The organism is Rheinheimera tilapiae, assembly GCF_042432165.1.
Lineage (GTDB): Bacteria > Pseudomonadota > Gammaproteobacteria > Enterobacterales > Alteromonadaceae > Pararheinheimera > Pararheinheimera tilapiae.
In genome coordinates this window covers 1,104,954-1,116,592 of record NZ_JBHLXP010000001.1, presented here as the reverse complement: position 1 = coordinate 1,116,592, position 11,639 = coordinate 1,104,954, and the positions used below count along the sequence as shown (strand labels likewise).

Genomic DNA, 11,639 nt, shown 5'->3' with positions numbered 1-11,639 from the left:
TCAGCAAACTGTCACAAAACCGAGGCAAACAACAGGTCAGACGAAATAGGGTCAGCCGGTGTTACAATCAAAGTGGTTTTTTTGCTCTTGTAACCACCCCCTCAGGCATCCGAGCAGCGAGCCCTTTTAATGCTCTATCGATACGGGCGTGCATGTCCTTGTCGGCCGTAATTGAATGATGTAACCAGCGATATACTGTCTCGTAATCTGTCGGGCTGCCCTGGTTAGCCAGAAACAACTCCGCAAGGCGTACCTGAGCATTCAGATTGCCCATAGCACCGGCCTGATACAAATACAGCTGCGCTTTAGCCAGATCCTTTTGCACTAATTTACCTTGCTGGTAATAACGACCGACCTGTTCCAGCCCTTCCGGTAAGCCTTGTAATGCCGACGCCAACATCAGATCCCAGCCGCGTTCAGCGTTTTTTGGTACACAAATACCAAACGCCAGCATGTCGCCGAATAAAAACTGATAAGCCGGTAATTTCATGATATCTGCACGCGCTTCAATATCCTTGACCAACTGACATTCGTCGGCCTGTACACGTTTAAGATGAGTATTGGCGCGAATCATTTCGAGCAGTTCGTCTTGTGTATACAGCTGGACAACACCGAGCTCAGTGAGGGCTTCCTGCGCCGTAGCAGGTGTTGCAATCAAAGCAACGGACAGAATCGTTGCACAAGAAGACCAAACAAACTTTTTCAAAGCAGCCACCAGGTCAGAATAATGACGCTATGCACTTGCACAGCAACTCAGGCAAAAAGAATACAAAATTTGTGCCTGATTGAAAAATATAACCAGGGGTTGTCGATCAAGGAACATAAAAAAACGCTGCCGGAGCAGCGTTTTTTCTGATTACGCCTCGTAAGGGTGGCGTAGAACTATCGTCTGAACCCGATCTGGGCCAGTTGATACGATGTCGATTGGGATTTCAGTTACTTCTTCCAAGCGCTTGATATAGTTACGGGCCGCCTGTGGTAAACCGTCCAGCGACTGCACGCCAAAAGTCGATTCACTCCAGCCTGGCATCGTTTCATACACTGGCGTCACCAACTCATAGCCTTCAGCAGCCATCGGCGGCACTGTGGTGACTGATCCATCCGGTTGGCGATAACCAACGCAAATTTTCACTTCAGTCAGACCATCCAGCACGTCCAGTTTCGTTAAACAGAAACCTGAAATACTGTTCAGTTGCACCGCACGGCGCACGGCGACAGCATCAAACCAGCCACAACGGCGTTTACGGCCGGTGGTGGCGCCAAACTCATGGCCTTTCACGCCAAGGTACTCGCCAATTTCGCAGCCCAGTTCGGTTGGGAATGGACCTGAGCCCACACGTGTTGTGTACGCTTTGACGATACCCAGCACGTAGTCCAGATAGCAAGGACCAAAACCAGCACCTGTTGCAACACCACCAGCAGTCGTATTTGAAGATGTCACGTACGGGTAAGTACCATGATCGATATCGAGCAGAGTACCCTGCGCGCCTTCAAACATAATTTCTTTGCCAGCTTTACGGGCTTTATCCAGTAAATCAGTCACATCAACAACCATTGACTTCAGCATATCTGCTAAGGCCAAGGCGCTATCCAATGTGGTCTGATAATCAACAGCATCAACTTTGTAATACTGCGTCAGCGTGAAGTTATGCAGTTCCATCAGCGCTTTTAACTTCTCAGCAAACAGTTCTTTATTGAACAGATCACCAACGCGCAGACTACGACGAGCCACTTTATCTTCATATGCAGGGCCGATACCACGGCCTGTGGTGCCGATTTTCTTGTCGCCACGCGCCTGTTCACGGGCAACGTCTAAAGCGACATGAAATGGCAGGATCAACGGACAGGCTTCGGAAAGCACCAGACGCTCACGCACCGGCACACCGCGCTGTTCCAGCATGGTCATCTCTTTGAGCAACGCTTCCGGAGATAACACCACGCCATTGCCGATCACACATTTCACGTTGTCACGTAAAATGCCTGATGGGATCAGGTGCAGTACGGTTTTTTCCCCGTCAATCACCAGAGTATGACCGGCATTATGGCCGCCCTGGTAACGCACAACGAAACTCGCCTTGTCGGTTAATAAATCGACAATCTTACCTTTTCCTTCGTCACCCCATTGGGTGCCGAGCACTACAACGTTCTTGGCCATGGTTCCTGCATCATGGAAAAAAATTAGGCGGGGATTCTAGCAAATTCAAAGTCAAAGTTCAGCCGCAAGGGCAAAAAAAAACCAGCTTATATTTCAGCTGGTTGATTTCACTTGGAATTAAAATGAAGACGTCTGGATTTCTATGGCGCTAACAGCCACCATAACCAGCAAATACCGACGAAAACCAGCACCATACCGAGCTGACGCAGATTTTGCACCGGCTCCGCAGATAGCTTGCGCAAATAGGCCTGCCAGCGATTTGGGAATAACAACGGCCCGATACCTTCAACGATCAGTAGTAGGGCCAGCGCCGGCCAAATCCAGTCTGTGGTCATGACTGTGCCTTAGTCAGGCAGCTTAAGTTAATATCTGCCACCTGATGATACAGTGCAAAACCAAAGCGCAAGCGGTCGCCACGATAATCGGTTTCGATCCGGTTTTGCTTCAACAAGGCTGATAAATCCGCCACCGCTGCAGCATCCGGTCCGCGGAATGTGAAGAAATGTCCATGCACCGCTAAATCTTCAGCGAGTAAATGCGTCCGATTTAGCCAAGGGTGCTGCAACGCATCCAGTTCATGCAAAAAAGTTTGCTGTATTTGCTGCACATGTTGATGAATAGCACTGACAGTCAGGCCATCCGCTGCAAACAACTCCAGCACAGCCTGCAAACGATAGAGCGCCGTCAGGTCCATCGTTGCGCCAGCAAACTGATAACCGTCTGCAGCATATCCAACCTGCTGGCTTTTCACGCCGGCCAGGGCACCGAACTCAGCAAACCAGCCGGTATACACTGGCCTGAAGGCATTGTCTGGCGGCACCAGCATAAAACAGCAACCTTCGCCGCCTTGCGCATATTTATAGGCTCCGGCCAGATAAAAAACCCGACCTTCCAGCGCACAGAGATCGGTCGGAAGTGCCATAAAGCCGTGATAGCCGTCGATAGCGATTGTCGCCTGACATTGCTGCTCTAACTGTGTCACCAAACCATTCAGATCAGCAACGACCAGGCCTGAGTTAAAAAATACCTGACTGAAAAATACCAAATCCGGTTGCAGCGCTGTAGCCGCATCGATAAAGCGCTGCGAGAAAGTCGCAAAAGGCTCAGTCGGCACCTTCACGACTTGCACCCGCGGGTCTTCCATTAACCGGTTTATCTGGCGGGAAAACGAATGAAATTCGCTGTCAGTCGTCAACACTTTAAACCCGGCAGACCAATCAAAGCAGCTGAGCAATCGAAACAACAGCTCATGTGTATTAGGTGCAAATACCAGTTGCTGCGGCTGTTTGATGTTCAATACATCGGCGATGAGCTGCTGCACCCGCGGGACTTTCTGACCAAACATCATGTGCCATTTATCATCGACTAATGCGGCGGTATCATCCCAATACTGCAGCATGGCATCTCGCGTAACGTCTGGCCAATAATGGTGGGAATGACAAGCATAATGCTGAGTATCCGGGTGGGCGGCGAGAAAGCGCTGGTAATATTTTTTGTAATTCATTTATCACTCCGGCAGGGCCAAAATCACGGGAACAGCGCTACTCACAGCAAGACAGGTTGACGCTATCCAACATTAAAAAAAAGGCCCGCAAGCGGGCCTTTTCCGGCAATCAACTCAGTTGCCTGACATTGACTGCATATGCTTAAAGAACTCGTTATCAGGCTGGATAATCATCACATCTGATTTATTCTGGAAGCTGTTGCGGTAAGCTTCCATGCTTCGGACGAAGCTGAAGAAATCGGCGTTTTTACTATAAGCGTCGGCATATGTTTTTGCTGCTTCAGCATCGCCTTCACCTTTAGTGGTACGGGCGTTACGCTCAGCATCTGCCACCATAATGGTAACTTTAGCATCAACATCAGAACGCAGTACCTCGGCTTTTTCCATCCCGCGGGCACGATGTTCTTTGGCTACTGCAGTCCGTTCAGCACGCATCCGCTGGAAGATGTTGTTGCTGATTTCATCTGGCAGGTTAATTTTCTTCACCCGCACGTCAACGATCTCAATACCAAGCTCATCAGAACCTTTAGAAGCTTGCGCCATCGCTTTGACCATCAGTTCAGAACGCTCGCCAGAGACAATTTGCTGAATAGTACGGGTACCAAACTCAGTACGCAGACCGTTGTTAATATATTGTTTTAACAAGTTTTCAGCGCGTTCAGTCCGACCGCCGGTCGCTAAATAGTACTTACCGAAGTCTTTAATCTTCCACTTCACGTAGCTATCGACCAACAAGTCTTTTTTCTCTGAAGTCACAAAGCGGTCAGCCGGGTCGTCCAGCGTCTGCACTTTGGCATCGAGCTTACGCACTGTCTCAACCAGCGGTAACTTAAAATGCATACCCGGCTCAAATACCCGGATAGCACCGTCGGTAGTCCGCTGAATTTTACTGAACTGGAATACAATACCGCGTTCACCTTCCTGTACCACAAAGACAGAAGAAGTCGCGACAAAAACACCTACAGCAATAAGGCCTAACAGGAAATTTTTCATGTCTTAACCTCTCCCTGTCCGACCGCTATCTGATCGCGGAGTCGACGTACGAGCATCCGTCGGCCGGCTTTCAGGTAACTGTAAACGCGGCTCAGCAGACTGTGGCTGCGTTACAGCACCAGAGTTTGATTGATTAATCATTTTATCCAATGGGATATACATCATGTTATTGCCGTTTTTCACATCGACCAGCACTTTAGACGTGTTGGCGTAAACCTGTTCCATTGTTTCGATATAGAGGCGTTTGCGGGTCACTTCCGGTGCTGCCAGATATTCAGGCAGTAACTTCTGAAACCGGGCCACTTCACCTTGCGCTTTTAACAAGGTTTGTTGCTTATACGCTTTCGCTTCCTGCTCCATCCGATAAACCTGGCCGCTGGCTCGAGGTTCGATTTCACGGGCATAAGCTTCAGCTTCACGAATAAAACGTTGTTCATCTTCCTGCGCGGCAATTGCATCGTCAAACGCCGCTTTCACTTCTTCAGGCGGTCGCGCATCACGGAAGTTGACGTCAACAATCTGCAGACCAAGATTGTATGGCTTGATGATATTTTCCAGCTCTACGCGGGTATTTTGGCGAATCAACTCGCGACCTTTCGTCAGCACGTCATCCATGATGGAATGACCAACAACATAACGCAGAGCTGCGTCCGTCGCCTGCAGCAGACTGCTATCCGGGTCAACGACTGCGAACTTGTAAGCACGTGCATCTTCGATTCGGTACTGAACTTCAAAGGTCACACGAACTAAGTTCTGGTCCTGTGTCAACATAAAGCCGTCTGTTTTCAGTGTCTCTACGCTCGACACGTCCACTGGCAATACCTGGTCAATGAAGGTCGGTTTCCAGTTAATACCTGGATTTACTTCACCGTGATATTGGCCCAGACGCAGTACCACACCGCGTTCAGATTCTTTGATCGTGTAGATACCGCTGGCAAGCCAGCCTAACAAAGCAAGCACCAAGACAAGTGTGATGACTGCTGAGCTGGCACCGCCACCAGCACTGCTGGCGCCGCCGGAACCACCACCGCCAAAAATGCCACCAAGCTTTTTGCTCAGATTACGGAATACTTCGTCCATATCTGGTGGGCCCTGATTGCGCCCTCCCTGATTCCAGGGATCATTATTCTTGCCGTTATTACCCGGCTCGTTCCAAGCCATACGTTACTCCGTGTTGCTTCAGAAGGTTAAAAGTTACTATATCAAAATCTTAAGTCGTCAGGACACAGCTTTGTAACAAAGCCTGACTTTGTTTATTCAGTCTTTCCCATAACGCCAGTGACAACTGAATATGCAACAAACAGTTGCCATTCTCGTCAAATAATTCCTGACGCACGCAGCCTGCTTCATGCAACTTTGCCCGCCAGTTTAAAGCGTCGGGTGGCAAACGCAGCTGCATAGACAGATATCGATCCGATAATCTGGCCACGATAGCACGGGAAAGCAAATCCAGCCCCACACCATTTTGCGCCGAAATATATACGGCCTGTGGCACATCATATTCATCATATTCTATACGCGGGTCTTGCTCTGCCCGGTCAATCTTGTTGTATACCCGTAGCTGCGGCAAACCATCTGCATCAATTTCATGCAGCACATGCTGGACCTGGGCAATATTGTCTTCGAGCCTTGGGTCTGACACGTCAATCACATGCAGCTGTAAATCCGCTTCACGGGTTTCCTGCAACGTCGATTTAAATGCTGCCACCAGATCATGGGGCAGATGACGAATAAAACCAACGGTGTCAGCAAAAATCAATGCACCAAAGTCCGGAAAACGCACTTGGCGCAATGTTGGATCCAAGGTTGCAAACAGCTGATCCGCTGCATAAACGTCGGCCTGCGTCAGCTTATTAAATAAAGTAGATTTGCCAGCGTTGGTGTAACCGACCAGCGACACAACAGGCACTTCAGCACGTTGCCGAGCTTTGCGGCCGGTTTCACGCTGACGACTGACTTTATCAAGACGCTGCATTAGTGCACTGATACGGTCACGCAACAAGCGCCGATCAGTTTCCAGAGCGGTCTCGCCGGGTCCACGCAAGCCGATCCCACCTTTTTGCCGCTCATTGTCAAAACCGCGGATTAAACGGGACGCAAGGTGTTTTAGCTGCGCCAGCTCCACCTGAAGTTTCCCTTCGAAACTGCGGGCACGCTGGGCAAAAATATCGAGGATCAAGGTAGTACGATCGATGACCTTACACTGGCAAAGTCGTTCCAGATTGCGGGTCTGTGCGGGCGACAAGCTATGATTAAAGATAATTACGTCTGCAGAGTACTGCTGAACTGCAGCCGCAATTTCTTGAGCTTTGCCACTGCCAACAAACAAGCGTGCGTCTATGGTCTGACGCGGGCCTGTTACAACTGTTGCAGCGTGCACACCTGCGGACGAAACCAGCATCCGCAGTTCATCAAGATCTTCCCGCGCATGTTCCTGCGGAAAGGTGATATGGACAAGGATCGCTTGTTCAGCCGGCTGATGAAGGTCAAACAAGCAATATAGTCCTGATTACTCTTCCAGCTCGTCGTCACCAGAGCCACTACCGTGCGTGGTCATAGTGTTTACCGCACGGGCCGGGACTACTGTTGAAATCGCATGCTTATAGACCATCTGGCTTACGGTGTTCTTCAGCAGAATGACAAACTGGTCGAATGACTCAATCTGGCCTTGCAGCTTAATCCCATTTACAAGGTAAATGGACACAGGAATACGTTCCCGCCGTAAAGTGTTTAAAAATGGGTCTTGTAAAGATTGGCCCTTTGCCATTTGCCGCTTTCCTTTTTCTTTGTTCTGATTCTTGATATATGGATTATTATATTATTTTCAAGTCGTTAAATAACGCTTTTTTCTTCACTAATTGAGCGTAGCGAAGTTAAAACAGCTTGCAAGTTTTCTTGCTGAGTTAAATCAGCATTTAACCAGCTTAAATTCTGCCAGCTGCGTAGCCATGTCAGCTGGCGTTTTGCCAGTTGTCTCGTTGCGGCAACACCACGATACACCATCTCGTCATAAGGCACTAGCCCGTCCAGATAGTCCCACATCTGCCGATAGCCCACACAACGTATAGAAGGCAAATCAGGATGTAGATCAGAGCGTTGTTTTAAAAGTCGCACTTCCTGCTCAAAACCTTGTGCCAGCATCTGCTCAAAACGCAGTGCAATGCGCCGATGCAGTTCAGCCCGTTCGGTCGGCGCGATAGCAAATTGACAGACCGGATACGGAAAAGGTTCACCTTTTTCTGCCGTCAATTCGGTCAGGCTGCGTCCGGTAAGCCGGTATACTTCCAAAGCGCGATTGATCCGCTGCGGATCATTCGGATGAATTCGGGCAGCCGAAACCGGATCCACCAATGCCAGCTGACCGTGCAACGTGGCCCAGCCCTGCTCTGCCGCCTCTGTTTCAATCTTTGCACGGATTTCTGGGTCAGCTTCAGGCAATGGCGAGATACCTTCCAGTAACGCCTTAAAATACAACATCGTGCCACCAACCAATAATGGCAGTGCGCCACGCTGTTGTATATCAGCAATAAGTCGCAAAGCATCCATCCGAAAATCTGCTGCCGAATAAGTCTGTGCCGGATCGAGAATATCAATCAGATGGTGTGGCACTGTAGCCAGCTCCGCCGCGTTCGGCTTAGCGGTACCAATGTCCATGCCGCGATAGATCAACGCACTGTCGACGCTGATAATCTCTACCGGTTGCTGTTCGGCCAGCGCCAGCGCTAGTGCAGTTTTTCCGGATGCTGTCGGCCCCATCAAAAATACGACCGGAGCAGTCATTGGGTTCTCTCCTGTAATTGTCGACGTGCCCCGGTTAAATCAACCGGCACGGCGCACCAGTGTTCTGTGTGTCGCAATAAATCCGCTTCGGTCTGTAACAGCAAGTGGAGCGACAATAACTGCCGGCTTAACAACAACTGCAATAGTTGTTGCCACATGAGCGTCAGCTCTGTTTGCGCGGACCAGCCTGACCACCACACCGGTAATACATGACTTAATGGAGTGCCTTGCAGTAACTGCGGCACAGCGCGAATGATCAGGATTTGATTGCTCAGCACCACATCAAATCCCATTTGACAGAGCAATCCGGCCCTCGCGGTTAGCAAGCTGACTTCTGCGGGTTCGACCCGCAAGCGCTCCGGCAACAACAACGCCGCAGATGCCACATTTTTTAAAGCCAACAGTGGCGCGACAGTGGCCGGAACATCCAGCAACCACAACTGGTCCTGCTGCATAACCAACAGCTCTGTGCTGCTGACCATCAAGCTGCCTGGCGGCGTATTGGCAGTGGTAACCATAGCAGGAGTGATTGGTGTATTTGCCGGTGGTTCCTGCACCAAGGTAGTCCAATCACTGCCGGTTGGGATCTGATTGCGCGCTGACGTCAGCCCAGCATAACTGCGCGCAGGCACGGCACTGAGACTTCTGGCAGCGCTGTTAATAACTTCGTGGCGGCTGGGCGCCTGACTTTGCAGTGCTGTCGGCATCGGCTGACGTTGCTGCATAGCCTGACTGTGATTCACCTGCTCAGCCAGTAATAAATCATTTTGTGCAGTTTGTGTCAGCATCTGACTCAGCGCACTAAACACAAAATCATGCACCAGTCGCGCCTGATGAAACCGTACTTCGTGTTTAGCCGGATGCACGTTGACGTCGACTTGTTCCGGATCGATTTGCAGATACAGCACAAAAGCCGGTAGTGCTTCCGGTGCGAGCATCTCGGCATATGCCTGGCGAATGGCATGATTGAGTAATTTGTCACGCATCATGCGGCCATTGACATAGCTGTACTGGCATTGCAATTGTGCGCTGCAGGCCGCCGCCGGCAGGATCCAGCCACTCAGCTGCATCTGCTCATACTGACTTTCTACATAACAGGCTGATTGCGCGAAACTTCGACCACATAGCTGCTGTATACGGCGTTGCCGTCCGGCATCATCGGTCACGGCTTTGAGTTGCCGCACCAGCTGACCATTATGCGTTAGGGTCCAGCTGACATCATCACGACTGAGCGCAAGACGTTTTACCAGCTCTTCAATATGACTGAATTCGGTTTTATCTGATTTTAGGAAACGCCGCCGGGCCGGTGTATTAAAAAATAAATCCAGCACTTCAATACTGGTGCCCACCGGATGGGCTGCAGGCTTGATTTGCACCGCCATATCACGACCTTCTGCCATTGCCTGCCAGGCCGCATCCTGGCTGGCCGGCCTGGATGTCAGTGTCAGCCGTGAAACTGAGCTGATACTGGCCAGCGCTTCACCGCGAAACCCGAGGCTGACAATATGTGCCAGATCGGCAAAATCATGAATTTTGGACGTGGCGTGGCGACTGAGAGCCAGAGTCAATTCATCTTTAGCGATACCCTGACCATTGTCACGCACACGCAACAACTTGCTGCCACCTTTCTCCACATCGATGTGAATATCGGTGGCCCCGGCATCGAGACTGTTCTCTACCAGCTCTTTGATCACCGACGCAGGCCGTTCTACCACTTCACCGGCAGCGATCTGGTTTGCCAGTTGCGGGGGTAGCAGCCGGATAGTCATGACTGTGGCACCCGCAAGGTCTGACCGATGCGGATATTGTCAGACTTCAATTGATTGATTTGGCGCAATCGCGACATCGGCACACCGTATTTGCGTGCCAGCATCGACAAGGACTCGCCGGATTTGACTTTATGTGTCACCAGCCTTGCACTGCCTTCGCTTCGAGCCGGCAGTACAGGACCAGCCACTTTGGCAGTGTTGCTGCGTGGGCCCGATACGGTCGGGCTCGACGACGCCGGCAAACTGGTGTCAGCGCCGCTACTGCGCGCAGTGGCCGATTCAGCTGGCATCTGCAGGTTGTTTTTGCCCCGCCACTGCGCAAGTGCACTGTCGGCCGGCGGCGACTGCTGAAAATGTTTTTTCAACGCACGAAACATTGCATTCGCAAGCTTCTGCTGGTGCGAAGCCGTTTTCAGTTTTTGCTCTTCGTTATGGTTGGAGATGTAGCCGGTTTCGACCAAAATCGATGGAATATCCGGCGCTTTTAACACACCAAGACTGGCCGCCTGAGGCTGTCTTTTGTGCAGCTTAGTGACATGATCCAGCTCACGTAAGACCGAGGCTGCAACTTCAAAGCCGGTAGTCATGGAATGATTCATCGACAAATCCAGCACCGTCTGCGCCAAATAACGCTCGTTGGCAGAATCTTTTATCACTTCGGCCACACCACCGAGCAATTCAGAATGTTGCTCGGTCTGTTCCATCATCCGGCCAACTTCCGTCGTGGCGCGTTTTAATGACAATACCCAGACCGATGCGCCACTGGCTTTGCGGTTTTCTGCCGCGTCGGCATGAATGGAGACCAGTAAATCAGCTTGTTTGCTGCGCGCTACATCGGGTCTTTTACTTGGATAAATATAATAATCGCCCGTCCGGGTCTGCACCGCTTTGAAACCGGGTTCTTTGTTCAGTAACGCGGCCAGTTTTTCGGCTACAGCCATGGTGATGTGTTTTTCGTAGGTGCCTTTGGGCCCCACTGCGCCTGGGTCATGGCCGCCGTGACCGGCATCGATGGCAATAATGATGTCTCGGCCACTGCTGCTGCCTGAAGTGCGTCTTGGCTGGGGCGGCGCGACAAAGGCTTGTTCGGCCTGTACATCAGTCAGATCCAGCACCAGCCGGTGGCCATATCGGTCTGAAGGCGGCAAGGCAAAAGCTTTTTCAGTGGATTCGCGGCTTAAATCCAGCAATACCCGAACCGATGATTTGCCCGCAACTTTTTGCACCCGGATCGATTTAACCAGTTCTGAAGCGCCAGACATTTTGCCAAGTTTCGGTTCACTGACACCATCGATTTCCAGCGTCACTAATGAGCCTTGTTTGGCCAATAAGCGAAACACTGGTTTTTGCTCCACATCGAATACGACGCGCGTACTGTCCGGTGACGGCCATATCCGTACGCTGTCGATTTTATTTGCCGCCATAACGACAAAACTGC

Annotated in this window: 11 protein-coding genes; all 11 read right to left on the bottom strand. The window is 50.8% G+C overall.

Going from position 1 to position 11,639, the window contains the following annotated elements; genetic code table 11:
• Positions 1–67: 67 nt before the first annotated feature.
• The 11 genes from ACFFJP_RS04570 to ACFFJP_RS04520 all read right to left on the bottom strand — a co-directional run bounded on the left by ACFFJP_RS04570 (position 68) and on the right by ACFFJP_RS04520 (position 11,625).
• Positions 68–706: a tetratricopeptide repeat protein gene (locus ACFFJP_RS04570; RefSeq protein WP_377240963.1), complete on the bottom strand. Its 639-nt coding sequence runs from the start codon at positions 704–706 to the stop codon at positions 68–70.
• Between the two features lie 150 nt (positions 707–856).
• A complete protein-coding gene (locus tag ACFFJP_RS04565) occupies positions 857–2,155 on the bottom strand; it encodes an adenylosuccinate synthase (RefSeq protein ID WP_377240961.1) in 1,299 nt (432 codons plus the stop codon).
• Between the two features lie 140 nt (positions 2,156–2,295).
• Positions 2,296–2,490, bottom strand: a complete 195-nt coding sequence (locus tag ACFFJP_RS04560) for a DUF2065 domain-containing protein (protein WP_377240959.1) — start codon at positions 2,488–2,490, stop codon at positions 2,296–2,298.
• A complete protein-coding gene (locus tag ACFFJP_RS04555) occupies positions 2,487–3,659 on the bottom strand; it encodes an aminotransferase class V-fold PLP-dependent enzyme (RefSeq protein WP_377240957.1) in 1,173 nt (390 codons plus the stop codon). Before ACFFJP_RS04555 ends, ACFFJP_RS04560 begins: the two co-directional genes overlap by 4 nt.
• A 114-nt stretch (positions 3,660–3,773) precedes the next feature.
• Positions 3,774–4,652 carry a protease modulator HflC gene (hflC, locus tag ACFFJP_RS04550; RefSeq protein WP_377240955.1) on the bottom strand — a complete coding sequence of 293 codons (879 nt, stop codon included), beginning with the start codon at positions 4,650–4,652 and terminating at the stop codon, positions 3,774–3,776.
• Positions 4,653–4,655: 3 nt separating this feature from the next.
• Positions 4,656–5,813, bottom strand: coding sequence for an FtsH protease activity modulator HflK (gene hflK, locus ACFFJP_RS04545; protein WP_377240953.1), 1,158 nt, complete (start codon positions 5,811–5,813; stop codon positions 4,656–4,658).
• A 49-nt stretch (positions 5,814–5,862) separates the two neighbouring features.
• A complete protein-coding gene (gene hflX / locus ACFFJP_RS04540; RefSeq protein WP_377240951.1) occupies positions 5,863–7,146 on the bottom strand; it encodes a ribosome rescue GTPase HflX in 1,284 nt (427 codons plus the stop codon).
• A gap of 15 nt (positions 7,147–7,161) precedes the next feature.
• Complete coding sequence (hfq, locus tag ACFFJP_RS04535; protein WP_208933347.1) at positions 7,162–7,419, bottom strand: RNA chaperone Hfq; 258 nt, start codon at positions 7,417–7,419, stop codon at positions 7,162–7,164.
• Between the two features lie 65 nt (positions 7,420–7,484).
• On the bottom strand, positions 7,485–8,432 hold the full coding sequence (gene miaA / locus ACFFJP_RS04530) for a tRNA (adenosine(37)-N6)-dimethylallyltransferase MiaA (protein WP_377240949.1): 948 nt from the start codon (positions 8,430–8,432) through the stop codon (positions 7,485–7,487).
• Positions 8,429–10,201, bottom strand: a complete 1,773-nt coding sequence (gene mutL, locus ACFFJP_RS04525) for a DNA mismatch repair endonuclease MutL (RefSeq protein WP_377240947.1) — start codon at positions 10,199–10,201, stop codon at positions 8,429–8,431. The genes miaA and mutL overlap by 4 nt, the downstream gene beginning before the upstream one ends.
• A complete protein-coding gene (locus ACFFJP_RS04520; RefSeq protein ID WP_377240945.1) occupies positions 10,198–11,625 on the bottom strand; it encodes an N-acetylmuramoyl-L-alanine amidase in 1,428 nt (475 codons plus the stop codon). Before ACFFJP_RS04520 ends, mutL begins: the two co-directional genes overlap by 4 nt.
• Positions 11,626–11,639: the final 14 nt, after the last annotated feature.

What these genes read in the sequence shown, in the direction of transcription:
- ACFFJP_RS04555 (WP_377240957.1), bottom strand. Translation starts at nt 3,659, where the DNA reads ATGAATTACAAAAAATATTACCAGCGCTTTCTCGCCGCCCACCCGGAT.
- hflC (WP_377240955.1), bottom strand. Translation starts at nt 4,652, where the DNA reads ATGAAAAATTTCCTGTTAGGCCTTATTGCTGTAGGTGTTTTTGTCGCG.
- hflK (WP_377240953.1), bottom strand. Translation starts at nt 5,813, where the DNA reads ATGGCTTGGAACGAGCCGGGTAATAACGGCAAGAATAATGATCCCTGG.
- ACFFJP_RS04565 (WP_377240961.1), bottom strand. Translation starts at nt 2,155, where the DNA reads ATGGCCAAGAACGTTGTAGTGCTCGGCACCCAATGGGGTGACGAAGGA.
- hfq (WP_208933347.1), bottom strand. Translation starts at nt 7,419, where the DNA reads ATGGCAAAGGGCCAATCTTTACAAGACCCATTTTTAAACACTTTACGG.
- ACFFJP_RS04520 (WP_377240945.1), bottom strand. Translation starts at nt 11,625, where the DNA reads ATGGCGGCAAATAAAATCGACAGCGTACGGATATGGCCGTCACCGGAC.
- mutL (WP_377240947.1), bottom strand. Translation starts at nt 10,201, where the DNA reads ATGACTATCCGGCTGCTACCCCCGCAACTGGCAAACCAGATCGCTGCC.
- miaA (WP_377240949.1), bottom strand. Translation starts at nt 8,432, where the DNA reads ATGACTGCTCCGGTCGTATTTTTGATGGGGCCGACAGCATCCGGAAAA.
- ACFFJP_RS04560 (WP_377240959.1), bottom strand. Translation starts at nt 2,490, where the DNA reads ATGACCACAGACTGGATTTGGCCGGCGCTGGCCCTACTACTGATCGTT.